This window comes from Bradyrhizobium sp. WYCCWR 12699, from assembly GCF_032144035.1.
Lineage (GTDB): Bacteria > Pseudomonadota > Alphaproteobacteria > Rhizobiales > Xanthobacteraceae > Bradyrhizobium.
Genome location: NZ_JAVTJN010000032.1, coordinates 1,082,795 through 1,109,378, shown reverse-complemented (window position 1 = coordinate 1,109,378; position 26,584 = coordinate 1,082,795). Strand labels below are relative to the sequence as shown.

At 65.2% G+C, this 26,584-nt stretch carries 25 protein-coding genes; 16 read left to right on the top strand and 9 right to left on the bottom strand.

The genetic code is table 11. The annotated features are described in order from the left end of the window. The first annotated feature begins 27 nt into the window (after window positions 1-27). The 6 genes from RPS27_RS19985 to RPS27_RS19960 all read left to right on the top strand — a co-directional run bounded on the left by RPS27_RS19985 (window position 28) and on the right by RPS27_RS19960 (window position 6,362). Complete coding sequence (locus tag RPS27_RS19985; protein WP_212069090.1) at window positions 28-1,047, top strand: ABC transporter substrate-binding protein; 1,020 nt, start codon at window positions 28-30, stop codon at window positions 1,045-1,047. Further along, complete coding sequence (locus RPS27_RS19980) at window positions 1,047-1,808, top strand: ABC transporter ATP-binding protein (RefSeq protein ID WP_313754202.1); 762 nt, start codon at window positions 1,047-1,049, stop codon at window positions 1,806-1,808. Before RPS27_RS19985 ends, RPS27_RS19980 begins: the two co-directional genes overlap by 1 nt. A gap of 10 nt (window positions 1,809-1,818) precedes the next feature. Next, a complete protein-coding gene (locus RPS27_RS19975) occupies window positions 1,819-2,679 on the top strand; it encodes an ABC transporter permease (RefSeq protein ID WP_212069088.1) in 861 nt (286 codons plus the stop codon). Next, window positions 2,676-4,412 carry an L-arabinonate dehydratase gene (gene araD / locus RPS27_RS19970; RefSeq protein ID WP_211420071.1) on the top strand — a complete coding sequence of 579 codons (1,737 nt, stop codon included), beginning with the start codon at window positions 2,676-2,678 and terminating at the stop codon, window positions 4,410-4,412. The genes RPS27_RS19975 and araD overlap by 4 nt, the downstream gene beginning before the upstream one ends. Before the next feature lie 63 nt (window positions 4,413-4,475). Next, window positions 4,476-5,195, top strand: a complete 720-nt coding sequence (locus tag RPS27_RS19965; protein ID WP_212069087.1) for a ribonuclease activity regulator RraA — start codon at window positions 4,476-4,478, stop codon at window positions 5,193-5,195. Between the two features lie 75 nt (window positions 5,196-5,270). Continuing rightward, a complete protein-coding gene (locus tag RPS27_RS19960) occupies window positions 5,271-6,362 on the top strand; it encodes an SMP-30/gluconolactonase/LRE family protein (protein WP_212069086.1) in 1,092 nt (363 codons plus the stop codon). A gap of 199 nt (window positions 6,363-6,561) precedes the next feature. Here the strand turns inward: RPS27_RS19960 and RPS27_RS19955 are convergent, their stop codons facing one another. After that, window positions 6,562-8,673, bottom strand: a complete 2,112-nt coding sequence (locus tag RPS27_RS19955; protein WP_212069085.1) for a S9 family peptidase — start codon at window positions 8,671-8,673, stop codon at window positions 6,562-6,564. Between the two features lie 186 nt (window positions 8,674-8,859). Between RPS27_RS19955 and RPS27_RS19950 the strand changes: the two genes are divergently transcribed. Both RPS27_RS19950 and RPS27_RS19945 read left to right on the top strand, forming a co-directional pair. Further along, window positions 8,860-10,296, top strand: a complete 1,437-nt coding sequence (locus tag RPS27_RS19950; RefSeq protein ID WP_212069084.1) for an MBOAT family O-acyltransferase — start codon at window positions 8,860-8,862, stop codon at window positions 10,294-10,296. Continuing rightward, the gene (locus tag RPS27_RS19945) at window positions 10,296-11,396 is read left to right on the top strand and encodes a hypothetical protein (RefSeq protein ID WP_212069083.1); all 1,101 of its coding nucleotides are present in this window, start codon (window positions 10,296-10,298) and stop codon (window positions 11,394-11,396) included. Before RPS27_RS19950 ends, RPS27_RS19945 begins: the two co-directional genes overlap by 1 nt. A 166-nt stretch (window positions 11,397-11,562) precedes the next feature. On the opposite strand, the gene RPS27_RS19940 is transcribed toward RPS27_RS19945, so the two are convergent. The 3 genes from RPS27_RS19940 to RPS27_RS19930 all read right to left on the bottom strand — a co-directional run bounded on the left by RPS27_RS19940 (window position 11,563) and on the right by RPS27_RS19930 (window position 15,580). Further along, window positions 11,563-12,750: a pyridoxal-phosphate-dependent aminotransferase family protein gene (locus RPS27_RS19940; protein ID WP_194405504.1), complete on the bottom strand. Its 1,188-nt coding sequence runs from the start codon at window positions 12,748-12,750 to the stop codon at window positions 11,563-11,565. 103 nt (window positions 12,751-12,853) lie between these two features. Further along, entirely contained in the window at window positions 12,854-13,579 is a 726-nt protein-coding gene (locus RPS27_RS19935) for a thermonuclease family protein (protein WP_211420078.1), read from the bottom strand. Between the two features lie 273 nt (window positions 13,580-13,852). Beyond that, a complete protein-coding gene (locus tag RPS27_RS19930) occupies window positions 13,853-15,580 on the bottom strand; it encodes a hypothetical protein (RefSeq protein WP_212069082.1) in 1,728 nt (575 codons plus the stop codon). A gap of 432 nt (window positions 15,581-16,012) precedes the next feature. On the opposite strand from RPS27_RS19930, the gene RPS27_RS19925 reads away from it, so the two are divergent. After that, window positions 16,013-16,861 (top strand): caspase domain-containing protein, encoded by an 849-nt coding sequence (locus RPS27_RS19925; RefSeq protein ID WP_212069081.1) that lies wholly within the window; start codon window positions 16,013-16,015, stop codon window positions 16,859-16,861. 172 nt (window positions 16,862-17,033) lie between these two features. Here RPS27_RS19925 and RPS27_RS19920 read toward each other — a convergent pair whose 3' ends face one another. Continuing rightward, a complete protein-coding gene (locus RPS27_RS19920; RefSeq protein WP_212069080.1) occupies window positions 17,034-17,924 on the bottom strand; it encodes an efflux RND transporter periplasmic adaptor subunit in 891 nt (296 codons plus the stop codon). Between the two features lie 288 nt (window positions 17,925-18,212). Here RPS27_RS19920 and RPS27_RS19915 point away from each other — a divergent pair, with 288 nt between their 5' ends. After that, window positions 18,213-18,824, top strand: coding sequence for a PAS domain-containing protein (locus RPS27_RS19915; RefSeq protein WP_211420081.1), 612 nt, complete (start codon window positions 18,213-18,215; stop codon window positions 18,822-18,824). A 6-nt stretch (window positions 18,825-18,830) separates the two neighbouring features. Here the strand turns inward: RPS27_RS19915 and RPS27_RS19910 are convergent, their stop codons facing one another. The 3 genes from RPS27_RS19910 to RPS27_RS19900 form a co-directional block, all read right to left on the bottom strand. Next, window positions 18,831-19,001, bottom strand: coding sequence for a hypothetical protein (locus tag RPS27_RS19910; protein WP_211420082.1), 171 nt, complete (start codon window positions 18,999-19,001; stop codon window positions 18,831-18,833). Window positions 19,002-19,070: 69 nt separating this feature from the next. Beyond that, complete coding sequence (locus RPS27_RS19905; RefSeq protein ID WP_212069079.1) at window positions 19,071-20,207, bottom strand: beta-propeller fold lactonase family protein; 1,137 nt, start codon at window positions 20,205-20,207, stop codon at window positions 19,071-19,073. Between the two features lie 127 nt (window positions 20,208-20,334). Beyond that, a complete protein-coding gene (locus RPS27_RS19900; protein ID WP_256438879.1) occupies window positions 20,335-20,466 on the bottom strand; it encodes a hypothetical protein in 132 nt (43 codons plus the stop codon). 139 nt (window positions 20,467-20,605) lie between these two features. Between RPS27_RS19900 and RPS27_RS19895 the strand changes: the two genes are divergently transcribed. Further along, the gene (locus tag RPS27_RS19895; RefSeq protein WP_194408511.1) at window positions 20,606-20,782 is read left to right on the top strand and encodes a hypothetical protein; all 177 of its coding nucleotides are present in this window, start codon (window positions 20,606-20,608) and stop codon (window positions 20,780-20,782) included. A 104-nt stretch (window positions 20,783-20,886) separates the two neighbouring features. Next, entirely contained in the window at window positions 20,887-21,009 is a 123-nt protein-coding gene (locus RPS27_RS19890) for a hypothetical protein (protein WP_256438880.1), read from the top strand. Window positions 21,010-21,146: 137 nt separating this feature from the next. Here RPS27_RS19890 and RPS27_RS19885 read toward each other — a convergent pair whose 3' ends face one another. Then, entirely contained in the window at window positions 21,147-22,100 is a 954-nt protein-coding gene (locus RPS27_RS19885) for a LysR family transcriptional regulator (RefSeq protein ID WP_212069078.1), read from the bottom strand. 210 nt (window positions 22,101-22,310) lie between these two features. Between RPS27_RS19885 and RPS27_RS19880 the strand changes: the two genes are divergently transcribed. From RPS27_RS19880 to RPS27_RS19865, 4 genes are read left to right on the top strand one after another with little or no spacing between them, the layout of a single operon-like run. Then, window positions 22,311-23,393, top strand: coding sequence for an ABC transporter ATP-binding protein (locus RPS27_RS19880; RefSeq protein WP_212069077.1), 1,083 nt, complete (start codon window positions 22,311-22,313; stop codon window positions 23,391-23,393). A 35-nt stretch (window positions 23,394-23,428) separates the two neighbouring features. Beyond that, entirely contained in the window at window positions 23,429-24,145 is a 717-nt protein-coding gene (locus tag RPS27_RS19875) for an HAD family hydrolase (RefSeq protein WP_194405514.1), read from the top strand. A gap of 12 nt (window positions 24,146-24,157) precedes the next feature. Continuing rightward, window positions 24,158-25,465 (top strand): FAD-binding oxidoreductase, encoded by a 1,308-nt coding sequence (locus RPS27_RS19870; RefSeq protein WP_249132450.1) that lies wholly within the window; start codon window positions 24,158-24,160, stop codon window positions 25,463-25,465. 28 nt (window positions 25,466-25,493) lie between these two features. Beyond that, window positions 25,494-26,543: an ABC transporter substrate-binding protein gene (locus RPS27_RS19865; RefSeq protein WP_212069075.1), complete on the top strand. Its 1,050-nt coding sequence runs from the start codon at window positions 25,494-25,496 to the stop codon at window positions 26,541-26,543. Window positions 26,544-26,584: the final 41 nt, after the last annotated feature.

The window sequence follows — 26,584 nt, the reverse complement described above, 5'->3', positions numbered from 1 at the left end:
AATGGCGCCCGGAGGAAACGAACAATTATGATCAAGCCCTTTCAGCGTGGCGTTGCCGCCATCGCCCTGATCGTCGCGACCGTGCTGGCGGCTTCGCCGGCGCGTGCGCAGCAGAAGTCCGAGATCGCGCTGTCGCGCCAGCCCGGCATCTTCTACATGCCGAGCCACATCAGGGAGAAGCTGAAGCTGATCGAGAAGCACGCGGCTTCGCTCGGTGTCTCCGGCGTCACCACCAAATGGATCACTTTCTCCGGCGGCGGTGCGCAGACCGATGCGCTGCTCGCGGGCGGCGTCGACATCCTCAACACCGGCACCGGCAATCTGCTGCTGCTGTGGGACCGCACCCGCGGTGGCGTGAAGGGCATCGTCGCGACCTCGGCGCAGCCGATGACGCTGATCAGCCGCGACGCCAACATCAAGTCGATCAAGGACTTCGGCCCCAGCGACAAGATCGCGGTGCCGACGGTGAAGGTGTCCACGCAGGCGATCGTGCTGCAGATCGCGGCCGCCGAAGCCTTCGGCGCCGATCAATGGTCCAAGCTCGACGCCAACACCGTGCAGCTCGGCCATCCCGACGCCTATGCGGCGCTGTCCAATCCCAAGCACGAGGTGCACAACCACTTCTCGATCCCGCCCTTCACCTTCCTGGAGCTGAAGAACGTGCCGGGCGCGCATATCGTGCTGTCGTCGCCCGACGTGATGGGCGGCCCGCTCAGCCAGGCGCAGTTCTTCACCACCACGAAGTTCGCCGACGCCAATCCGAAGATCATCCAGGCCGTGCGCGACGCCACCAAGGAAGCGCAGGACCTGATCCGCAGCGATACCAAACAGGCGGTCGAGATCTACAAGGAGATCACCGGCGACAAGACCTCGGTCGAGGAGCTGCTCGATCTTCTGAAAGAGCCCGGCATGATGGAGTGGAATCTGGAGCCGCAGGGCACGATGAAATTCGCGGCCCATCTGTTCAAGACCGGCACGCTGAAGAACCAGCCCAAGGCCTGGACGGACTATTATCTCCCCGTCGCGCACGATCTGAAGGGCAACTGATGGCGCTGCTCGACGTCAGTGGGGTGACGCTGCGCTACAAGACCTCAAGCGCCGTCGTCACCGCCACGGAGAGGGTGAGCTTTAAGGTCGACAAGTCCGACCGCTTCGTGCTGCTCGGTCCCTCCGGCTGCGGCAAGTCCACGCTGCTCAAGGCGGTCGGCGGCTACATGACGCCGAGCGAGGGCCGCATGACGATCAATGACCGCGAGATCCACGGTCCCGGCGCCGATCGCATGATGATCTTCCAGGAGTTCGACCAGCTGCTGCCCTGGAAGAGCGTGCTCGCCAACGTCATGTTCCCGCTGCTGACCGCGCGCAAGCTCTCGCGCAAGGATGCGGAAGCGAAGGCGCGAGCCTATATCGAGAAGGTCGGGTTGACCCGCGTGGTCGATGCCTTTCCGCACACGCTGTCGGGCGGCATGAAGCAGCGCGTTGCGATCGCGCGCGGCATGGCGATGGAGCCCGATATCCTCCTGATGGACGAGCCGTTCGCGGCGCTCGACGCGCTGACGCGCCGGACCTGCCAGGACGAGCTGCTCCAGCTCTGGAGCGAGACCAAGTTCACGGTGCTGTTCGTGACCCATTCGATCGCGGAAGCGATCCGCATCGGCAATCGCATCCTCTTGCTGTCGCCGCATCCCGGCCGCGTCAAGGCCGAGGTGGTCGATGTCGACAAGGTCGGAAGCGAAGACGGCAGCGCCGGCCGGCTGGAGAAGGAGATCCACGATCTCCTGTTCGCCGGCGAAGCCACCGCGCATTGAGGAGCCTCTGATGGGCGAAGCCAAGATATTGCTGCGCGCAGAGCCGGCCGCCGCTTCGGCTGCCGGCGAGGTCGAGCGCAAGCTGAGCGTGCCTGAACTGCTCTGGAACGACGGCTTCGTCCGCAAGACCGTCATCATCCTGTTCCTGGCGGCGATCTGGGAAGCCTACGGCGTCACTCTCGACAATCCGCTGTTGTTCCCGACGCTGCATGACACCGCCATCACGCTGTTCGATCGCGTCAAGGATGGCACCATTCCGATGCGGGCCTGGGCGTCGCTGAAGGTGCTGTTCATGGGCTATTCGGCCGGCATCGTGCTGGCCGCGATCTTCACCATCCTCGCCATCTCCACCCGGATCGGCACCGATTTTCTCGAGACGGTGACCGCGATGTTCAATCCGCTGCCGGCGATCGCGCTGCTGCCGCTCGCCTTGATCTGGTTCGGCCTCGGTAATGGCAGCCTGGTCTTCGTGCTGATCCACTCCGTGCTGTGGCCGGTCGCGCTCAACACCCATTCCGGTTTCAAGAGCGTGTCCAACACGCTGCGCATGGTCGGGCGCAATTACGGCCTGCGCGGCTTGCCCTATGTCGCCAAGATTCTCATCCCGGCCGCCTTCGGCTCGATCCTGACAGGCCTCAAGATCGGCTGGGCCTTCGCCTGGCGCACGCTGATCGCGGCGGAGCTGGTGTTCGGCGTGTCCTCGGGCCAGGGCGGGCTCGGCTGGTTCATCTTCGAGAACCGCAACCTGCTCGACATACCCGCAGTGTTCGCGGGCCTCTTGACGGTGATCATCATCGGGCTCTTTGTCGAGAACCTGATCTTCCGCGCCATCGAGCGGAACACCGTGCAGAAATGGGGCACCCAATCATGACCAAGAAAAAAACACCCGACCAGCTCCGCAGCGCGCGATGGTTCGCGCCCGACGATCTCCGCTCGTTCGGCCATCGCTCCCGCACCATGCAGATGGGCTATGCGCCCGAGGAGTGGAAGGACCGCCCCATCATCGCGATCCTCAACACCTGGTCGGACGCGCAGCCCTGCCACATGCACTTCAAGTCGCGCGTCGACGACGTCAAGCGCGGCATCCTGATGGCCGGCGGCCTCCCGCTGGAGCTGCCCGCGCTGTCGCTGTCGGAATCGCTGCTCAAGCCGACCACCATGCTCTATCGCAATCTACTGGCGATGGACGCGGAGGAGCTGCTGCGGAGCCATCCGGTCGACGGCGTCGTGCTGATGGGCGGCTGCGACAAGACCACGCCGGCGCTGCTGCTGGGCGCGACCTCGATGAACATCCCGGCGATCTACCTGCCGGCAGGCCCCATGCTGCGCGGCAATTGGAAGGGCAAGACGCTCGGCTCCGGGTCGGACGGCTGGAAATATTGGGACGAGCGCCGCGCCGGAAAGATCTCCGACAAGGACTGGCTCGACATCGAGGCCGGCATCGCCCGCAGCTACGGCACCTGCATGACCATGGGCACCGCCTCGACCATGACCGCGATCGCGGAGGCGATCGGCATGACGCTGCCCGGCGCTTCCTCGATCCCCGCCGCCGATGCCAATCACATCCGCATGGCCAGTGAATGCGGCCGCCGCATCGTCGAGATGGTGTGGGAGGATCTGACGCCGAAGACGATTCAGACCCGAAAAGCCTTCGAGAACGCGATCGCGGTGGCGATGGCGATGGGCTGCTCGACCAACGCCATCATCCACCTGATCGCCCAGGCCCGCCGCGCCGGCCAGGACATCGGCCTCGACGATTTCGAGATCGCCAGCCGCAAGGTGCCTGTGATCGCCAACGTCCGTCCCAGCGGCGATGCCTATCTGATGGAGGACTTCTTCTACGCCGGCGGCCTGCCGGCGCTGATGGGCCAGATCAAGCCGCATCTGCATCTCGACTGCATCACCGTGACAGGCAAGACGGTGGCTGAGAACATCGAAGGCGCCGAGGTGCACAATGCCGACGTGATCCGCGGCGTCGACAATCCCATCTACAAGGAGGGCGCCCTCGCGGTGCTCAAGGGCAATCTCGCGCCCGATGGCTGCGTCATCAAGCCGAGCGCATGCGCGCCGCGCTTCCTCAAGCACACGGGACCAGCGCTGGTGTTCGACGATTATCCTTCGATGAAGAAGGCGGTCGACGATCCCAACCTCGACGTCACCGAAGATCACATCCTCATCCTGCGCAATGCCGGGCCGCAGGGCGGGCCGGGCATGCCGGAATGGGGCATGCTGCCGATTCCGACAAAGCTGGTGAAGCAGGGCGTGCGCGACATGGTGCGCATCTCTGATGCGCGCATGAGCGGGACCAGCTACGGCGCCTGCATCCTGCACGTCTCGCCGGAATCCTACATCGGCGGCCCGCTGGCGCTGGTGCAGAACGGCGATCGCATCACGCTCGACGTGGCCGCGCGCACCATCAATCTCGACGTCCCCGAAGCCGAGCTCGCAAAACGCCGCGCCGCCTGGAAGCAGCCCGAGCGCCGCTTCGAGCGCGGCTATGGCTGGATGTTCACAAAACACATCAAGCAGGCCAATGACGGCTGCGACTTCGACTTCCTCGAGACCGATTTCGGCGCGCCGATCGGCGAGCCTTCGATCTATTGATGACCCCGTCATTCCGGGTTCGCGCTACGCGCGCCCCGGAATGACGACAGAGAGAGCGTAACAATGACAAAACTCAGCGAAGCCACCCGCACCAAGCTCAAATCCGTCTCCACCGCGACCGTCGCCACCGCGCTGTTCAAGCGCGGCCTGCGCATCCAGATGATCCAGGACGTGCATCCGGTCGGTGCGGACCAGCCGACCATGGTCGGCGAAGCCTTCACATTGCGCTACATGCCGGCGCGCGAGGACCTCAACACGATCGAGGTCTTCAAGGACCGCTCGCATCCGCAGCGCAAGGCGGTGGAAGATTGCCCGCCGGGCGCGGTGCTGGTGATGGACAGCCGCAAGGACGCGCGCGCGGCGTCCGCCGGCGCGATCCTGGTGACGCGCCTGATGAAGCGCGGCGTCGCCGGCGTCGTCACCGACGGCGGCTTTCGCGATTCCGCGGAGATCGCCAGGCTCGGCATTCCCGCCTATCACCACCGCCCGAGCGTGCCGACCAACCTGACGCTGCACCAGGCGATCGAGATCAACGTGCCCATCGGCTGCGGCGATGCGCCGGTGTTTCCGGGCGACGTCATCCTCGGCGATGCCGACGGCGTCATCGTCATCCCCGCGCATCTCGCGGACGAGATCGCCAACGAGACCTTCGAGATGACGGCGTTCGAGGATTTCGTCACGGAAGAGGTCGGCAAGGGCCGCGGCATCTTCGGTCTCTATCCCGCCACCGACCCGCAGACGCTCACCGATTTCGCGGAATGGCGGAAGAAGAACGGCCGGTAAGGCATAACGAAATCGCGTCGAGAAACGGGCCGGCCGCATCAAGCGCCGGCCTTTTGACAAGCAGGGAGGATTTCCATGAACTTCACGCGACGTAACCTCATGGCCGGCGCTGGTGCGGTGGCCGCTTCCACGTTGCTCGCCCGCGCCGCCGGCGCGCAGTCGTTCCCGTTCACGCCGAACCAGCGCTATCCCGATCCCGCGGTCCAGATCCTCGATCCGAGCTTCGCCAAATACCGGCTCTATTCCTCGACGGTGGAGCAGGTCGCGACCGGCTTCCGCTGGGCCGAAGGCCCGGCCTATTTCCCCGAAGGCGGCTACCTGCTGTTCTCGGACATTCCCAACAACCGGATCATGAAGTTCGACGAGAAGACCGGGCAGACCAGCGTGTTCCGCGCCAACGCCAACTACGCCAACGGCAATGCGCGTGACCGCCAGGGCCGCCTCGTCACCTGCGAGCATTCCGTCACCCGCCGCATCACCCGCACCGAGAAGGACGGCAAGATCACCGTGCTCGCCGACAAGTTCGACGGCAAGCGCCTGAACGCGCCGAACGACATCGTGGTGAAGTCCGACGACAGCATCTGGTTCACCGATCCGCTGTTCGGCATCAACGGCGAGTGGGAAGGCAAGAAGGAGAAGGCCGAGCAGGCCACCACCAACGTCTACCGCATCGCCAAGGACGGCAAGATCAGCGCCGTGCTCACCGACCTCGTCAATCCCAACGGCCTCGCCTTCTCGCCGGACGAGAAGAAGCTCTACATCGTGGAGTGGAAGGGCACGCCCAACCGCAGCATCTGGAGCTACAATGTCGGCGACGACGGTTCGCTCAGCGGCAAGACCAAGCTGATCGACGCCGCCGACCAGGGCTCGCTCGACGGCTTTCGCGTCGATCGCGACGGCAATCTCTGGTGCGGCTGGGGCTCCAACGGCGCGCTGCAATCCGAGCCGAGCGACATCGGCGGCCGCAAGGTGTTTCAGCTCAAGGCGAGGCCCGAGGACCTCGACGGCGTCATGGTGTTCAATCCGGACGGCAAGCCGCTCGCCTTCATCAAGCTGCCCGAACGCTGCGCCAATCTCTGCTTCGGCGGGCCGAAGAACAACCGGCTGTACATGGCGAGCAGCCACTCGGTGTATGCGCTGTATGTCGAGGCGCACGGGGCGGTGTGAGGTAGGCGCGCCTCATGCTCGATGTCGTCCCGGACAAGCGCAGCGAAGCGGAGCGCTGATCCGGGACCCATAACCACAGGGAGACGTTTGGCGAAGACTGGCAGTCAAGAAGCCTTCGTCGGTACTGCCACCTGTACGTTACCGATACATCACGCGGTATGGGTCCCCGCCTTCGCGGGGACGACAGCGGTGGGTGTGGCTACACCTCGGCCTCCGCCATCCCCGCCGCCCACAGCGCGAACGCATAGACGATCGCGACCTCGTCGAGCCGGTCGAACCGCCCCGAGGCGCCGCCATGGCCGGCACCCATGTTGGTGCGGAGCAGGACCGGGCCGCCGCCGCTCATGGTGGCGCGCAGGCGCGCGATCCATTTGGCGGGCTCCCAATAGGTGACGCGCGGATCGGTCAAGCCGCCCATCGCCAGGATCGCCGGATACTCTTTTGCCGCGACATTGTCGTAGGGCGAGTAGGACAGGATCGTTCGAAAATCGTTCTCGCTCTCGATCGGGTTGCCCCATTCCGGCCATTCCGGCGGCGTCAGCGGCAGCGTGTCGTCGAGCATGGTGTTGAGCACGTCGACGAACGGCACCTCGGCGACGATGCCGGCGAACAATTCACCGGCGCGGTTGGCGACCGCGCCCATCAGCATGCCGCCCGCCGAGCCGCCATGCCCGACGATACGCTTGGCGCTGGTGTATTTCGCTGAGATCAGCGCGCGCGCGCTGGCTGCGAAATCATCGAACGAGTTGGTCTTCTTCTCGCGCTTGCCGTCGAGATACCAGCCCCAGCCCTTGTCGGCCCCGCCGCGAATATGGGCGATGGCGTAGACGAAGCCGCGGTCGACCAGCGACAGGCGGTTGGCGTTGAACGAGGCCGGCATCGCCATGCCGTAGGAGCCGTAGCCGTAGAGCAGCAGCGGTGCCGTGCCGTCGAGCTTCAGCCCGCGGCGATGGAGGATCGACACCGGTACCTCGGCGCCGTCATGCGCCTTCGCCATGATGCGCGTGGTGACGTAGTCGGCCGCATCGTGGCCAGACGGAATCTCCTGGCGCTTGCGCAAGGTGCGCGTGCGCGTGACCATGTCGTAGTCATAGACCTCCGACGGCGTCGTCATCGACGAATAGGCGAAACGCAGATTCGTGGTTTCGAATTCGTAGGAGCCCATCGTATCCAGCGAATAGGCGGCCTCGTCGAAGGCGATGGCGTGCTCCTCGTTCGACGTGAGATCGCGGATCACGATCGACGGCAGCGCGTTGGCGCGCTCCAGCCGCACCAGATGACCGGCATAGAGATCGAGGTCGATGATGTAGATGCCGGGCCGATACGGAATCAGGTCGCGCCAGTTCTTGCGCTCGGGCCGGGCAAGCGGCGCCGTGACGATCTTGAAGTCGATGGCATCATCCGCATTGGTCAGGATGAACAGTTCGTCGCCGCGGTCGGCGAGCGAATATTGCACGCCCTCTTCGCGCGCCGCGACGAGGCGCGGCGGCGCCTCGGGATTGGCGAGATCGATCAGCCGCTGCTCCGAAGTCTCGTGGTCGCCGCCCGCGATCACGCAGAAGCGGCCGCTGGTGCTCTCGTGCAGATGGGTGAACCAGCCGGCATCCTGCTCCTCGTAGACCAGCGTATCGTCGGCCTGCTTGGTGCCGAGCCTGTGACGCCACACCTGCATCGGGCGGTGGTTGTCGTCGAGCTTCACGTAGAAGAAGGATTTGGCATCCGCGGCCCAGACCACGCCGCCGTCGGTTTCCTCGACGAGGTCGTCAAAGTCCTTGCCGCTCGCCCAGTCGCGGACGCGGATGGAGAAATATTCCGAGCCGTTGGTGTCCGCACTCCAGGCCTGCATCTTGTGATCCCAGGAGTGCCGGCTGCCGCCGAACTTGAAATATTTGTGGCCCTTGGCGAGCGCGTCGCCGTCGAGCACGATCTCGCCCTCGCCCTCGCCGCCATCGCGCGGCATGCGGCCGAATAGCTCGTGCTGCCCGCCCTCGCGGAACCTGCGGAAATAGGCGAACGGCCCGTCCGGCGACGGCACGCTGGAATCGTCCTCCTTGATCCGCCCGCGCATCTCGCGCACCAGCGTCTTCTGCAAGCCCGTCGTATGGCCGAGCAGGCTCTCGGTGTAGACGTTCTCTTCGTCGAGATGTTTGCGGATATCGGGGTCGAGCACGGTGGGATCGCGCAGCACCTCCTGCCATTTGTCGTCCTTCAACCAGGCATAGTCGTCGGTCACGGTGATCCCGTGCCGCGTGAAGGAATGCGGCCGGCGCGGGGCGACGGGGGGCTTCGAAGGTGTTTTGGCCTGGGTCACTCGGTCCTCGTTTGTGTCCGACGTCGCTGCGCTTCACCTTGCCCCACTTGCGGGGAGCGGGCTCGCGCGTTCCCTTATATCGTCCCGATTCCACGAATTGCCAGCACGTCTGCTGGAGATCGCCGGGTTGTTGATCGCTCCCTTGTATGCTTTACGAACCAATATCCCCGCCGCCGGTCCAGCCTGATGCTGTTCAATTCCTACCCGTTCATCCTGCTGTTCCTGCCGATTGTGCTGGCCGGCTATTTCTGGCTCGGGCGGCGCAGCAATCTCGCGCCGGTGATCTGGCTGGCGCTGGCCTCGCTCGCCTTCTACGCGATCGGCAACTGGCAGTTCGTGGCCCTGCTGCTGCTGTCGATCGCGTTCAACTACGGCGTCGGTCATCTCCTGATCGTGGCGAAGCTAACGTCGTCGCAACGCAAGGCGGCGCTCGTGCTTGGCGTCGCCGGCGATCTCCTCGTGCTCGGCATCTTCAAATATGCCGGCTTCGTCACCGAGAACGTCAACGCGCTGCTCGGCACGCATGCCGCGATCCACATCCTGCTGCCGGTCGGCATCTCCTTCTACACCTTCACGCAGATTGCGTTCCTGGTCGATGCCTATCGCGGCCAGGTCGCGGCCTATGCGCTGCCGCATTACGCGCTGTTCGTGACCTATTTCCCGCATCTGATCGCGGGGCCCATCCTGCACCACAAGGACATGATCCCGCAATTCGAGCGGGAGGAAACGAAGCATCCGGACGGCCATCTCTTGCTGTGCGGCGTCATCATCTTCGCCATCGGCCTGTTCAAGAAGACCTGCCTGGCCGACGGCATCCAACCGCTGGTCGCGCTCGCCTTCGAGGCGCGCTCGCCGAGCTTCGACCAGGCCTGGCTGGGTGCGCTCGCCTACACCTTCCAGCTCTATTTCGATTTCTCCGGCTATTCCGACATGGCGATCGGGATTTCGCTGATGTTCGGCATCTTCCTGCCCGTGAATTTCAACTCGCCCTACAAGGCGACCAGCATCGTCGAGTTCTGGCGGCGCTGGCACATGACGCTGTCGCAATTCCTGCGCGACTATCTCTATATCGCGCTCGGCGGCAACCGCAGGGGACGCGTGCTGCGTTACGTCAATCTGCTGATCACGATGCTGCTCGGCGGGCTCTGGCACGGCGCGGCCTGGACGTTTGTCGTGTGGGGCGCGCTGCACGGGGTGTATCTCTGCGTCAATCACGCCTTCAATGCCTTGGTGCCCAAAGCTCCGCCGCTGCTTGCACGCCCGTCTCGCATCGCGGGCGCTGCGCTGACATTCCTCGCCGTCGTGGTCGCCTGGGTGTTCTTCCGTGCCGCGACTGTGGAATGGGCGTTGCGCGTCCTTCGCGCCATGGCCGACCCCTCGAATATCGTGTTCGGCCGCGAGGAGATCGCGGCGCTGGTGATGGTCGCCATCTACGCCGCGCTGGTCTGGCTGGCGCCGAACACGCAGAGCATCATGGGATACGACCACGCGGGCCGCAGGGTCGGCGAAGCCTTGCGGGCAGGGCGGATGCGGCCGCTGTTCCTCTATGGGGCCTCGCTGGTGCTCGCGTTCGGGATCCTGGGGATCCAGAGCCACAGCGAATTCATCTATTTCCGGTTCTGATGCAGGGTGCGTTCACACAATTGAAGCGTCTCTTGCTCGCCGGCATTGCGTGCGTGCTGGGCGCGGCCTTGCTCACCTATGCCGTCGATCCCCTGCAACTGTTCCGCCCTTCGCGCCTGGCCTTCTATTCCGACGACACGCGGGTGCAGAATGCCGGGCTGATCCGCAGCCAGTCGTTCGACACCGCCTTCATGGGCACCTCGCTCGCGATCCATTTCCGCCAGAGCGACATCGATCGCGCGCTCGGCACCCGCTCGCTCAAGCTGGCGATGACCGGCTCCAATTCGCGCCAGCAGGGTTTCGTGCTGGAGCAGGCCATCGACCGTGGCGCCAAGCGCGTGATCTGGGCGATGGACGATTTTATCTTTGTCGATGCCGCCGACATCGAGACCGATCCTTATCTCTCCGTCGATCTCTATCGCGGGACGGCAAAGGGCATCGCGTCCTATCTGTTCAGCGCCGCCATGGCCAAGGAATCCCTGTTCGCGCTGCTGCGCTCGGTTCCGCCGCTGCAGGAGCCGCTGACGCGAGCGGCGCCCTATCTGCCCGTCAAGTTCGCGCTCGCCGACGTCGACGACATCTACGCGCTGCCGCGAGATTTCGACGTTGCGCGCGACTACAACGCGAAGAAGACGCTTGCCGCCTTTGCCTATATCACCAGCCCGGTGCGCAGCCGTTTCCTCGGCGAAGGCTACAGTTACGACGCCATGGTGCGGCATTTCGAACGCGACGCCGTCGACTTGATCGCGCGCCACCCCGACGTGACCTTCGATATCTACTTCCCGCCCTATTCGATCCTGCAATTCGTCGCGATGCGCGAGGCGTCACCGGAGACGCTGAAGATCGTCACCGGTCTCACCGCGCGCATCGCCGAGCGGCTGACGCAGCTTCCCAATGTTCGCCTGCACGACTTTCGCGCGATCAAGGCGGTGACTCACGATCTGGATAATTACAGCGACGTCATCCACCATTCGCCGAAGGTAGACGCGATGGTGCTGCAATGGCTGAGAAGCAGCGAATATCGCGTCGATCCGAACGCGCCGCTTGCGTCGCTGAATGAGCTTAAGAAGCAGGTGGAAGCGTATCGCGTCGAGCGCTGATCTTTCCCTCTCCCCTTGTGGGAGAGGGTGGCTCGCCGCGGAGCGGCGAGACGGGTGAGGGGTCTCTATCCGCGCGTGAAAATCCCACGATGAGATTCGCGGAGATAACCCCTCATCCGGCGCTTCGCGCCACCTTCTCCCACAAGGGGAGAAGGAAGAAAGCGCCCTACGCCGGCACCTCGTCCCCGAGATACGACACCGCCGCTTCCAGCCCGCCCTTGCCGTGCGGGATCTTCAGCGCGTTCAAGGCGATCTCAACCACCCCGAGGGTGCCGAGCAGCATCGGTGCGTTGACGTGGCCCATGTGGGCGATGCGGAAGGCCTGGCCGGAGAGGTCGCCGATGCCGGTGCCGAGCACGACGCCGCATTTGTCCTTGCAATAGCGTTGCAACACCGCGGGGTCGTGGCCGTTGCTCATGGTCACCGTGGTCACGGTGTTGGAGCGCTCGCTGGCTTCGGCCACGTTGAAGCCGAGCACCTGGCCTTCCGACCATGCGGCAACGGCGCGGCGCGCGGCTTCGCCGAGCAGGCTGTGGCGGCGGAAGGCGTTCTCGAGGCCTTCCTCGTGCAGCATGTCGATCGCCTTGCGCAAGGCGAACAACAGATGCACCGGCGCGGTGCCGGCATATTTGCGATAATTTTCGGTGCCCTCGCGCTCGCTCCAGCTCCAATAGGGCGTCGACATATTGGCCTTCTTGTGCACCTCGAGCGCGCGCGCATTGGCGGCGACGAAGCCGAGGCCGGGCGGCGTCATCAGGCCCTTCTGCGAGCCGGACATCGCGACGTCGATGCCCCATTTGTCCATCTCGAACGGCATGCAGCCGAGCGAGGCCACGGTGTCGACCATGTACAGCGCGGGGTGGCCGCTCGCCTTGATCGCCCTGCCGATCGCCTCGATGTCGTTCTGCACGCCCGAGGCGGTGTCGACCTGGACCACGACGACGGCCTTGATCGTGTGCTCCTTGTCGCGGCGCAGGCGCTCCTCGACCTCGTGCGGCCGCACCGCGCGGCGCCAGTCGCCCTTGAGCACCTCGACCTCGGCGCCCATCAGCGCCGCCGCGTTGCCCCAGCCGATCGCGAAACGGCCGCTCTCCAGCACCAGCACCTTGTCGCCGCGCGACAGCACGTTGCTGAGCGCCGCTTCCCAGGCGCCGTGACCGTTGGCGATGTAGATGTAGGACTTGCCCTTGGTCGCAAACAGCTTCGAGATGTCGCCGAGCAGGCTCTCGGTCAGGTCGAGCATCTCCTTGGAGTAGATGTCGATCGCCGGACGATGCATCGCCCGCAACACCTCGTCGGGCATCGTGGTGGGCCCGGGGATGGCCAGAAATTCCCGGCCCGCGCGAACGGTCATTGCTGTCAGTCCTTATTGCCAGAGATACAGATTGGTGGGTTGCTGATTCACAGTCTTACGCGGGGCGAGGGCCTCGGAAAAGCGCACAAAACGCAGGGCTGGGTTATCGCTTCGTCTCGCGGCAGCCCGCGGCCTCCGCCTCCTCGACCGAGCAGAACCAGCGGGTGCCCTTGCTGATCTTCATCCTGATCTGGGTGTACCAGCGGCTGGTCGGCTGATGAAAGATGCATTCGCCGGCGCTGTTGACGTTGCCCTTGATGGTGCAATCCGGGGAAGGCGCGACCGGCCCCGAGGCCGAGGCGAGCAGCACCGCATGCGCTCCGTCGGGCGGCTTGGTGGCGCCCAGGATGACGGTCTTCTTGTTGCGGACGCGCCAGTCCCAGGGCGCGATGAAGGCGCCCTGCCACATCCCGGCCTTTGCCTCGCGCGCGGCCTTTTCGTCGGCTTCGTAGTCGTGGGACATGCGGGTATAGGCCAACGCCCAGCCGGCGCGCACCAGCCATTTCTGGATGTCCTCGCCGCCGACCTCGCAGCGCGCCACGGTGCGGCCACGCCGGTCGATCGAGCGGGTGTGACAGACCCAGCTCTTGCCCTCGGCAAATTTGGCGAGCTCGTCGCGCGCGGCGACGCCGCAGGTCCAGCGCTCGGTCTTGGTGTTGAGGCAGAGCTGGTCGAGTGCGGGCGCGTCGATGCCGCCGAGCCGGATCCGCGTGTTGCCGATCACCACGGCATCGCCGGCGCGGACTTTTGCCGTGCCGGTGATGTCGGCGGCCTCGGCCAGCGAGGGGAGCGCGAGGAGAGACAGCGCAATCAGGAATTTTCGCAACATGCCGGTCCGCGTGGGATGAACATCTCGATAAGCCGCGCAATTGTGGTCGGCTTTTGGCCGCCGGGCCAGCTTATGCCTGACAGATGGGCTTTCAACTTCCCGTCATCTTGCGACGGCCTCTCGGCTCGTGTCCCGGACACGCTGCAACGCGTAACGTTGCTGCGCAGAGCCGGGATCCAGAAATTCACAGACGCATCTCGCAGAGGCATGGGCCCCGGCCCTGCAGCGCACCGAGGCGCCGCGCTGCGTCCGGGGCACGGATACAATGTGCCCTCACCCCCGCGCCATCGCCCGCTTCGCCACCGCCAATCCCATCAGCACGAAAGCCGACGTCACCTCCGGCCCGCCGACCAGGATCCGCGTCGGCGTCTTCATCTTGTTCCATTCATAGGCGCGGAACGGGCCGCGGCGGCCGCCTTCGCCAAGGCTCGCGACGATGACGTTCAGCGCCGGCGCAAAGGCGCGCGGGTCGGCGCCGAGATGGCCGAGCGCGATCAGCGCCAGTGCGGCGTCGAACACGTTCATCTCCGCGGCCATCAGCTCGCCCTTGACGTAGGACAGCACGCGGTGACGGATGAAGTCGAAATCGCCGGCGGGATCGATCGCGGCCTGCGCCGAAAGCGGCAGCGCCAGGAAAGCCGCATAGCAGCGGCCGAAATAGGCGCTGTAGAGTTCCGGCAGGTAATAGATGTGCGAGCGCGGATTGGCGAAGGCACCGCTCGCGGCCAGCCGCTTCTGGAAGCCGATGATGCGATGCACCGTGGCGAGCCGCGACGGTGTCTCCAAAACCTTCCAGCGCGCCAGGTTGCGGAAGCTCACCTCGAGAATGTCGAGATTGAGCGTCGGGTCGAGATCGTTGCCGTAGGGACGCTCGCCCTTGAGGTTGTCGATCCAGGTCGCGACCCCACCCTCATAGTCGATATTGTCGTTGAGCGGCACGGTCACGCGCGGCGCGTTGACGCCGGCATGCACCTGATAGCCGGCATAGAAGTCGAGCAGCGGCTGGTCGATGATCGCATCGCGGCAGCCGGCCTGCGTCGCCGCCGAGATCGAGCAGGCCGTGGTGTCGCAATCCGGCACGTAGATGCCGAAGCCGAGGTCCTGCTTGATCTGCGCGAAGTAGCGCGAGAAGCGCGGATGCGGCGCGGGCGCGAGTGCCGTGACGACGTTGAAGCGCGCGCCGTCGATGCCCTCGACCTCCTCGCGGCTGATGTTGACGCAGAAATCCACCATGTCGACGATGGCGCGCTCCGCTGCGACCTTATCGGCCGGCGAGGCCAGCCCGGTCTCGCCATAGCTCAGCAGCGCCTCGATGAAGAATGCGTCGTAATAGGCCGAGCGGTGCCGGATCTGCACCGGCTCCCACATCGGCTCGGCGATGCCGCGCCAGGGCGGGTTGACGACGGCCCGGGCCGGCGAACGCGCGATGAAGACTCGGGCGAGGTTGAACAGCAGCGAAGAATTCTTGTAGCCGCGGGCATTGAGGCCCGTAAGAGCCATGATCAGCTCGCGGCCGCGGAAGTCGGGATCGCCGATCAGATTGAAGGCGGCATAGGTCGGCAGAAAGCCGTGCTTGCGGTAGGAGCCGAGCAGATGCTGCGCGCAGTCGCGGATCACGCCGTCGATCTGCGCCGGCGGCGGGGCGGAGCCGGTGAACATTGCCGGCGGCGGCTTGGGGTGGTCGAGCGCGATGCTGTCGACGAGATCAGCGACCGGCTGGCCGACCGCCGCCCAGTCGGGTTCGGCCTCGTCGCGGGCGCGCGCCAGCGCCTGCCGCAGCGCCGCCAGCCTGGCCTCGTCGCGCAGCTCGGGCAGGCCGGCGCGCCGCAGCAGCACCCGCAGCGCGGGATTGCCGAGCGCGGTCTTGTAGAACTTGGCGAGATGCGGATCGCCGCTGGCCGGGCCTGACAGGATGGGATCGCAGACATCGTAAAGCGAGGGGCCGTCCTTCGGCGCCAGCAGCGCCCGGCAGGCGGCGCCGGCAAAATATTGAAAGCTCATGAAATACTCGGTCGCGGGGACTTCGGCAGGGTTAGGCCAGGGGCCGGCCGGCGCGCTCCCAGCCCCGCGCCACCCCCATGCAAGTCGTTGAAAAGGCTACCCGGATTCGCAGGAAATACAAATGTGACAGAGGTCACGGAAAAGCCGGCGGAAGGGCTGCATTTTGAGGCCCCGGATGATACGGGGAAACACGGAAATGCAGAAATCTGGAGAAGGAAATTATCTAGCGTCTTCAGAAGCTTAAATCAAATTTTGGGCAATCTATTGCCGGGGCCCCTATATCCGGTTAAAGGTTTGTTTGGTGCGGCGCCGCAAATTGCGCGTAATTCGGGGGCACATCCCCGGCCGATCCCTCAAACCTAAAGACGCTATCGCGCTACTCAAACAGTGTGCGCGCGCTTGGCTGGTCTTTGGCACAGGAACCGAACCGAGATGAACGTAAAGCAGCTCGACCTTTCCCGACGCACCATCGCGGTGGCCGCAGCCCTGATCGGCTCGGTCTCGCTGGTAATCGGCGCCCATGCTGCTCTCAACATGCGTGCGATCGATGCCGCCAAGGCCGTCTCGACCGACCAGATCACCGGCTCGATCGGCCAGTCCTCGCGCCTCGCCCTCGTCATCGGCAATGGACATTATCCCGACGCCAGCGCGCCGCTGACGCAGTCGATCAACGACGCCCGCGCGCTGTCCTCGTCCCTGCGCAAGAACGGTTTTGACGTCGACATGGTGGAAGACGCGACCCGGGACGACATGGTTCGTGCCGTGAGCCGCCTGAAGTCCCGGATCAAGCGCGACACCGTCGTCATGCTGTTCTTCGGCGGCTATGGCGTGCAGGCGGGACGCGAGAGCTACATGCTGCCGGTCGATGCCGCGATCTGGAAGGAAAGCGACGTGCGCCGCCAGGGCGTCTCGATCGACGGCGTGCTCGACATGATGAAGGAGCAGGGCGCCAAGGCCAAGCTCGTCGTCGTCGACGCCTCCCGCCGTAACCCCTACGAGCGCCGCTTCCGCTCCTACAGCCACGGTCTCGCGCCGATCAGCGCGTCCGACAATGCGCTGATCCTCTCCTCGGCCTCGCCCGGCAAGGTCGTGGACGACGGCAAGGGCGAGCACAGTGTGCTGGTCAGCGAGTTCCTCAACAACCTCAATTCCAAGGGCAGCGCCGAGGCCGTCTTCAACAAGACCCGCCTCGCCATCTCCCGCGCCAGCGAAGGCGATCAGGTCCCGACCGTCTCCTCCTCGCTGCTCGAAGACGTCCATTTCGGCGAAGCCGGCGGTTAGTTTCCTTAGATCTTGAGACGTCCCGTGCCCCGGACGCGGCGCATCATGTAGTGATGCGACGCTGAGCCGGGGCCCAGTTTTTTGGACGGTCGCATGCGGCGACATGGGTCCGGCTCTGCGCAGCAGCGTTACACGCTGCAGCGCGTCCGGGACACGAGAGTTTGTCGAGAGACTACTTCGCCGCTTCCGCGGCCATCACCGGGCGCACCGGATCGCCTTCACGCAGCAGCGCGCCGGCGCGGGCGACGACGACGTCGCCTTCGTTGAGGCCGTCGCGGACCTCGATATTGCCGCCCGACATCAAGCCGACCTCGACGCGCTTGGTCTCGACGCGGTTGCGGCGGATCACCTGAACCACGGTGCCGGCCGAGGAGTATTGCACTGATGTCAGCGGCACCGCGACGTTGCAGCTCTGTCCGGTCTTGATCAGCGCGCGGCCGCTCGCCTTCAGCAGCAGCCGCTTCTGCGAGGAAATGCCGATATAGACCATGCCCTGCTGGATGTTGGGCTCGACGGTCGGGCCGATGCGGCGCACCTTGCCCTCGATGTCGCCGGCCCCCGCGATCCGCACCGTCGCCGGCTGGTTGACGGCGAGCTTGCGCACATCGGTGGTCGCCACGAGGCCGACGAGATCGTATTCGCTGCGCGCCACGATCGTGAACAGCGCCTCGCCCTTGGCCGAGGCGAAATTGCCGATCTGGGCGGTCGACGTCGCGATCACGCCCGCCACGGGTGCGGTGACCTGCAGCGTGCCGCCCTCGGGCAGCGCCAGCCGCGCCAGCACCTGGCCGGCGGTGGTGGTGTCGCCGGCTTCCGCCAGGACGTCCGTGACCTTCAGGCCCGGGCGCTCGGGCCGCACCGAGGTTTCCTCCCGCGCGATGATCGTGCCGGTGGCTTCGACGATGTCGGAGAAGCAGGATTTTGCGACCTTCAGCACCGTGACCGCCGGCCCCTTGGGCGCCTCGTCATCGGCGGCTCTGGCCGGAAATTGACCGAGGATCAGCACCCCGGCGACGGCTGCGGGATACAGGCTTCGAACAACGGCACGGGGCAAATGACGCATCGGAAATTCCACGGGTTCTATGCCTCCCATCGATAGCAGATGGCAGTGGCGCGGACTACGGCGGCGTGGCCCCGAAAGGGAGGCCGCGCCGACGCGGGCCATCTTGGCAAGTCTTTGATTAGTCGCGGGATTGGACAACAGGTTCGCTTCTTATGAGCGCGGCGCTGCGACCGACCTACTCCCAAGGTGCGGACTATCACGGTCTTCTCATCTGTCAGAGCCGCCTGTATGGAACTAAGATAGGGTGGCGCGGCATCGCGGCCGCACGGCTCACGGTCGAGAGGCGGGATGCAACGGTTCGTTTGCGAGCAGAATATCGTTCATTTCGAGCGGCTGCTCAATGAAGCGGCCGACCCGACGGTGCAGAACACCGTGCGCGCGCTGCTGGCCTCGGCGAAGCGCCAATTGGCGTTGCTGAACTCGGCGGCGTCAGGAGCCGATACGACGCCGCTTGAACAGCGCCGGCGGCAGCATGGCGACGCCGAGTTGATCCGCAGGCAATTCCAGCCCGAATTCGAAGCGTCACCGCATCCCTATATGCTGCTGGACCCGGGGCCGGGCCTGTTGATCGTCGACGTCAATGACGCCTATGCGGCCGCGACCTTGACCGGCCGGGCCGACATCGTCGGCCGGTCGCTGTTCGAGATATTTCCTGACAATCCCGACGATCCGCTCGCCGATGGCGTCAGCAACCTCTACGGCAGCCTGAGGATCGTCGGTGAAACCGGGCAGGCGCATGCCATGGCGGTCCAGCGCTACGACATCCGCGATGCCGGCGGGAGCTTCGTCGAGCGCCATTGGCAGCCGATCAACTCGCCGATCCACGACACGGCGGGCCATCTGGTCTACCTGCTGCACCACGTCGAGGACGTGACGGCGCAAGTCACTGGGCGGCACTAGAGCCTCTCAGCCGCGGCGATCGCCCGCCAGCTTGCCGCTGGCCCGCTCGATCAAATGCAGCCGCGTGCAGGCCGGACAGGATACCGAGACATGCGTGCGGTCGGTCGGCTCGTCGCCGAGCCGATGCTGCACGTTCATGCCGGTCTGCGGGCATTTGAAGACGATCTGGCGGTCCATGACCGATGATATGACCGCAAGGCGCGCCTTCTGAAATTACGGATGTTTACGTAGGTCGGTGCCTCCCCCTCACGGCAGGGTCAGGAACTCCACCCAGTTCGGCTTCTTGCCGGTGGGGTAGGATTTCAGCTTGGCCAGCGCGCCGCTGCCCTGGTCGATCGCGTAGACCGTCATGCTGTCGGAGAGCTCGCCGACCGCGGCCAGGTAGCGGCCGGAGGGATCGACGTGGAAGCCGCGCGGCTGCTTCTCGGTCGGCACGCTGCCGATCGTGGTCAGCTTGCCGCTTCCCGCGTCCACCTTGTAGGCGGTCAGCGTGCTGGTGGTGCGCTCGGAGGCGTAGAGGAAGCGGCCGTCCGGGGTGATGTGGATGTCGGCGGCCCAGGGCTTTTTATCAGAAGCTTTGCCGTTAAAACCTTCCGGCAGCGCGGTGGTGCGCTGGATCTCGTCCCAGGCGCCGCTTTTGGCTTCATAGGTGAACGCGGCGACATCGCCGTTCAGCTCGTGCAGGAGATAGACGAACTTGCCATTGGGATGAAACACGAAGTGCCGCGGCCCCGATTTCTCCGGCACCTTGTGGGCCGGCGGGTCGCTCGGCGTCAGCGTGCCCGTGGTGGCATCGAACGCGAAGGCCAGCACCTGGTCGGAGCCGAGATTGGTCGCGAACACGAAGCGGTTGTCGGGCGAGGGCAGGAAGGCGTGCGCGTTCAGCCCGGTCGGGATCACCTGCTTCGGCTCGCCGGCGACGCCGTTCGCGTTCAATGGATTCAGCGCGACCTTGTTGCCGCCATAGGAGGCGCTGAACAGGAACTTGCCGCTGTGGTCGACGGCGATATTGGCCATGCTGTCGGGAAGCGGCCCGTTGCCGGCAGGGCTGAGCTGGCCCGTCTTGGGATCGATCGCAAAGCTTACCGCCTGATAGGGTTGCGAGCGGACGCCGGCAATCAGCACGCGGCGATCGGGCGTGATCGCGAGCGGCGTCGAGGAGCCGGGCTTGTCGACACCTTTGAAGGCGGCGGTCTGCACCGCAATCATGTCGCCGCTCTCGGTCATCTTGAACACGCTGATGTCGTTGCTGTCGGCGTTGCCGACATAGGCGAAGGTCTCGGCCATGCCGGCTTGGACTCCAGAAATGAGAGTGAGGACAGCGAACAGGGTGGTGGCGATCGCAGCGCGTGGCGATGCGCTGCGTCGGGTCGGTCTCGACATGGGCTCCTCCTGAAGGCCGCGGCGCGGCATCGTCGTTTTGCCGACGAGGATAGCGGGCGGCGCACCGCCGCACCAAATTCCAATGGGGATCGATCGATGCCGAAATCGCATCGGTCGCCGCCGGCGGCTACCGCATCGCCGCGGTGCGCGAGGGCAGATGCGGGCCGGACGGATGCGCGGGCGGTCCGAGCACGGTCCAGACGACGACCGCAACCAGCGCTGAGGTCAGGATGGTCCAGGCGATGAGCCGTTTCCGCATCTGGTCGAATCCGTCCGCGTCATGAAAGTCAGGGCATTTCGATCGTGCACTGCAAACCGCGGCAATCCTATGATCTCGTTCACAGCCGAAATTGGCCGGCGCAATGCGAACCAAAGCCGCGCCCGCGCATTGAAGGCGCATGCCCCGCGAAAACGATCTCGAAGGTAAGCCCGACATGGGAGGCAAGCATGGCGGTCAGGCCGGCCTACCCAAGTCGCCACCGCGCCCGCAGCAGGGCGAGCGCGATGAGGACGTCGTGGCAAAGCGCCACACCGGCCAAACCGATCAGGCGCCGCCGCCGACCAAATCCAAGTAACCTTTGCCGCGCGGTCGTGCCGCGCCCCGCGTCGGGAACGGCAGCACCGCGTTGCCGTTACCCCGGCTCCCGCGGGCGGGTGAGATGAAGATGGAGGCTGGCTCGTGTTTTGGATCTATTGGGACACCGCCTGGTCGCTGATCATCAGCGGCATTTGGGTCGCCACCATCGTCAGCCATCCCGACGCCGAGTTCGTCGAAGTGCAGGCCGCCAGACGGCAGATGTGAGCCACCCCTGCTAGCGGCCTTCGGCGCGGTTCGGATTTTTCCAAGCAGCCGAGGGCGCAAGTGACATTAGCGCGGAGAGCCAGTGATCGGCCGCCGAGGCGGAGCAGATCAAGATCGCTTGTCTGCCGTCGCCGATTCTAGGTCAGGCTCACGCCATAGCAGGCGGACATCAATCCAAGTTGCGGATATTGCCGGTCGATCGCCGCCACCTCTTTTCGCATCTGCGCGATGATCCAATCCCGGATTTCGGCGGCGATGGGCCGCATGGGCCGGTTGCGGGGCGGCAGAAACTCGCAGAGGCGGCGCGTGGTGGCCAGTGTATCGGAGGCCGGCACCAGGGCGCCGGTCAGAAGCCAATGCGAGGTCACCGTCAGCCAGCCGAGAGCGATGCCCTGGCCTAGCAGGGCTGCCTGCACGACCACGGCATAATCGGTGAAGCTTAAGCCCTTGGCTGAGCCGCGGCGCCCGGTCAGAAACGATGCGTAATCCGCGGCCCAGTCGCCCGGCGTCTCGGCAAGACGGATGATGGTGTTGCCCTCGGCAGGATCTGTGTCCCCGAGATAGCCGGGACTGCACATCGGCAGCATGACCTCCTTCATCACCAGCGTGCCGCCGGAGGAGGGCTCGTCGCGATCGCGAAAGCGCATGCCGAGATCGACGTTCTCGACCGGCCCGCGCAACGCGCCGGAGATCAGTTGGAAGCGCAGGTCGACTTGCGGAAACTGCTTCTGCAGCTTGTCGATGCGCGGCATCAGCCAGTGCGTGGTGAAGGCGGAGGAGACCGACAGCGTCACCGTTTCGGTGCCCTTGCGCCGCCGCTCGATCTCGACGAGCCCGCTCTCGATGCTGCGGAAGCCTTCGAGCACGCGGTGATACAGCAATTCGCCTTCCTCGGTGAGCACGGCGCGGCCTGCCTTGCGATCGAACAGGCGCACGCCGAGATGCTCCTCGAACTGGCCGAGCATCCGGCTCACCGCCGGCTGCGTCACGTTCAATTCCGCCGCCGCTGCGGTGAAGCTGCCATTGCGCGCCGCTGCGTCAAAGACGAACAGGGCGTTGCTGGATGGCAGCATGCGGCGGAGCTCGGGCATAACGTCATGTTATGAGCGCGGTGAGAATTTGGCAATTGCCGAGTTTTCGCAAGTCTGGTGTCATCGACATGACGGCCCAAAGACAGCGGCTCAGAGCGACGACGTGGTGCAGCGCACGCTTCCGCCATGATCGCAGCGAGACCTCTGTCTATAAAGCAGGCTTATGGCGCGCAGCGAGGCACGCCAGCTCGGGACATGGCGAGGTCGATCTTGGACAAGCGAGCGGAAAGCGTCGAGATCAGGTCTGCCAGCAAGGCCTATGGCGCCGTTCGTGCCCTCGATGATGTCTCGCTCACTGTCGGCGCCGGTGAATTCGTCTCCCTGCTCGGCCCCTCCGGCTCCGGCAAGACCACGCTGCTCGGTATCCTGGGTGGATTCATTCTTCCAACGGCAGGCACGATTCTCTTTGGCGGCCGCGACGTCACCTACATGCCGCCGCACAAGCGCGACATCGGCGTGGTTTTCCAGAACTACGCGTTGTTCCCGCATATGAGTGTCGGCGAGAACGTCGCCTTTCCGTTGCGCGCGCGGCGCCTGCCGAAATCCTCGTGGCCGGACAAGGTGCGTGCCGCGCTCGGCATGGTTGGCCTCGCCGGCTACGAGGAGCGCGGCATCGCGCAGCTCTCCGGCGGCCAACGCCAGCGCGTCGCGCTCGCACGCGCCATGATCTTCGAGCCGCGCCTGATCCTGATGGACGAGCCGCTCTCCGCCCTCGACAAGCAGCTCCGCGAATCCATGCAGATCGAGCTGCGCTCGCTGCACAAGCGCATCCAGGCCACCATCATCTACGTCACCCATGACCAGCGCGAGGCGCTGACCATGAGCGACCGCGTCGCCGTGATGAAGGACGGTCGGCTGGTCCAGATCGACGAGCCGGCGCGGCTGCACGATCATCCCGCGGATTCCTTCGTCGCCAGCTTCATCGGTGAAGCCACCATGCTGCCCGTTCGCCGCGTCGATGCTTCCAGCATCGCGCTCGGCAATGCTTTGCTGCGCAGCGCACGCGCCATTCCCGACGGCGATGCCTTGATGCTGGCCGTGCACAGCGAGAAGCTGTTGATCGACGACGGCGCGCAGGACGCCGCTTGCAACCGGCTGACCGGCACCGTCACCGACATCGTCTACCAGGGCGAAAGCCTTCGCATTTTCCTGGCGCTCGCCGACGGCATCGCGCTCAGCCTGCGCCAGCCGAGTTACCACCAGGCCTATCACCGTATCCCGCCGCTCGGCGGCAGCCTCACCGTCACGCTCCACCCCGAGGACACGATCGTCGTGCCCAGGGCGGGGGATTGAACTTCAGATTCATCCAAGCCGAGAGAAGAAACGACATGTCGACCCAAGCCGCGTTCAGCAACTTCAAGGTTCTCACTTTCGACGTCGTCGGCACCTTGATCGACTTCGAAACCGGCGTTCTCGCCGCCGTGCGCAAGATTTCGGGCAAGACGCCGGCCGAGCTCAGCGACGACGTGATCTTCGAATCCTACAAGCGCGGCCGCGATAAGCATTACGAGCGCTCCAGCGAGGTGATGTTCCATGTCTACCGCTATCTCGCGAAGGAGCTCGGGCTGCCCGCTGACGATGCGTCCTGCGACGTGTTCCAGCTCGCCGTGCTGCGCTGGGGGCCGTTCCCGGATTCGGTCGAGGCGCTCAAGCGGCTGCGCACGAAATTCCGCCTGGTCGCGATGACCAATGCCGACCGCGTCGCGCTGTCCTGCTACGCCCATGCGCTCGGCAATCCGTTCGACGACACCGTCTGCGCCGACGACACCGGTGTGGCCAAACCGAACCCGGAATTCTTCGCCTACAACAAGGGCCGCCAGTCGGCCTTCGGCTACAAGCAGTCCGACATTCTGCACGTCGCGCAGAGCCAGTATCACGACATCGGGATCGCGCGGAAGCTCGGCTACAAGGTGTGCTGGATCGAACGTCGACAGGGCATCGCCGGCTTCGGCGGCACGCCGGCGGTGGAGGCGCTGACCAAGCCGGACTTCCATTACCCGACCCTGAAGGCGCTCGCCGACGCCGCAATCGGGCCAGTGGAGTAGATGGGCGCGGCCATGACACAGGGTTGGCGCACGCTGCCATCGGTCGATTCGCTGTGGGAAGCCACGGCGAATCCGGCTCGCGCCTTTCCGGTGCTGTCGGGCGAGAGCCAGGCGGACGTGGTGATCATCGGCGCAGGCTATACCGGTCTGTCCGCAGCGCATCATGTCGCCAAGAGCGGCCTGTCGCCCGTCGTGTTGGAGGCGAACCGCCCCGGCTGGGGCGCGAGCGGACGCAACGGCGGCGTGATCACCGCAAAGTTTCGCCTCTCGTTCCGCGAGATCGACGCCGCACACGGCCGCGCCATGGCGCGGCGCATGTACGAAATCGCGCATGAAGCGACCGACATGGTCGAGGAACTGGTGTCGGAGCTCGGCATCGCCGGTGCGAACCTGACGCGCACCGGCCAGGTCAAGGCCGCACATAACGAGGCGACGCTCCGGGCCGCGATCGACGAGGCCAACTGGATGACGCGAGAGATGGGCTCGGCAGCGGTCCGCATCCTCGACAAGGACGGCGTGCGCGAGGAGACCGGCTCCGACGTCTTCGTCGGCGGCGTGCTCAATCCCGGCTCGGGCGGCATCCATCCGCTGAATTATCTGCGCGGTCTCGCCGATGGCGTGGCCGGCCGCGGAGTGCCGATCTTCCAGGAATCGCCTGTGGTCAAGCTCTACCGGGACAAGGACGGCATCGTCGCCGAGACGCCGCAAGGCGCGGTGCGCGCCAAACAGGCCATCATCGCGACCAACAGCTATTCGGATCTGACCGCCGCCACCGCGCACATGCAGCGCACGCTGATTCCATTCCGCAGCGCCATGGTCGCGACGGAAAGACTGCCGCGCAATCTCGCGGGAAAACTGATGCCGACCGGGCGCACCTACACCGAGACCAAGCGCATGATGCGCTGGTTCCGCATGGTCGACAACCGCGTGATCTTCGGTGGCCGCGGCGCCTTCGGCAAGCAGGACTCGCAGGCCGCCTTCGACGCCTTGCGCAAGGCGATGGTCGGCATCTTTCCCGATCTCGCCGACATTCCGCTCGCATACAAATGGTCCGGCCTCGTCGCGATGACGCTGGACTCGGTGCCGCATATCGGCCGGCTCGACGATCGCACGCTGGTCTCGATGGGCTACAACGGCGCCGGCGTTGCGATGTCGAGCCTGATGGGGCGCTATCTCGCGGCCCTCGTGCGCGGTGAGACGCCTGACGTCGGCCTGCTCGATGTCAGGCGCATGAAATCCATTCCGTTCTATCCGCTGCGCGAGCCCGCCGTGCGCATGGTCGCCGGCTGGTACCAGTTTCTCGATGCGATCGGCCGGTAAGCCAATTTTGGCGAAGGAGGAGGCGACGATGAACACCAAACGCAATTTCGAATTTGGCTGCACGCTGCTTGGCGTGCTCGCGCTCGGGGGCACCGCGGCTGATGCCGCCGAGCAGATCACCTTCGTCTCGCAGGGCGGCGCCTATCAGCAGGCGCAGACGGTGGCGATCCTCGATCCCTCCGCCAAGAAGCTCGGCATCACCATCAACCAGGACTCAATTCCCGACGCCTGGCCCGCGATCAAGACGCAGGTCGGCAGCGGCAAGCCGATCTGGGACGTGGTCGACACGCCGACGGGCAATTGCCTGCGTGGCGGCGAGCAAGGCCTGATCGAGAAGCTCGATTTCTCCAAAATTCCGAACGGTGCGGCGATGCCGGAGGCGTATCGCAGTCCCTATTCGGTGTCCTACGAGTTCTATTCCAGCGTGCTTGCCTTTAGCCAGAAGACCTTTCCGAAGGGCGCCCCGAACAGCTGGGCCGATTTCTGGGACGTGAAGAAATTCCCCGGACGCCGCGCGCTGCGCAACCACCCGTTCGCCACGCTCGAGGCCGCGCTGATGGCCGACGGCGTCGCGCCCGACAAGCTCTATCCGCTCGACGTCGACCGCGCCTTCAGGAAGCTGGAGGAGATCAAGCCGCACATCACGGTGTGGTGGACCTCGGGCGCGCAGTCGGCGCAGCTCCTCAACGACGGCGAGGTCGACATGGAGATGGCGTGGAACGGCCGCGTCAGCGCGGTCGCCAAGGAAGGCGCCAAGGTGTCGTTCACCTATAACCAGGGTATCCTGCAGAGCACCTCGCTCTGCATCCTCAAGGGTGCGCCGAACCTCGACACGGCGGTCAAGTTCCTCAACGAGGCCGTCGACCCCGTGCACCAGGCCAATCTGCCGCTCCAGATTGATTACGGCCCGGGCAATCCCAAGGCGTTCGAGACCAACGTGATCAAGCCCGAGCGTGCCGCGCAATTGCCGAGCGAGCCGGCGAATGCGGCGAAGCAGGCCTTGATGTCCTATGCCTGGTGGTCTTCGCCGGCCGGAGAGGCCGCCGAGAAGCGCTGGGCGTCGTTCATGCAGAAGTAGGCGGAGCCGGCGTTGACGACATCAGTGCAAGATCCATCCCT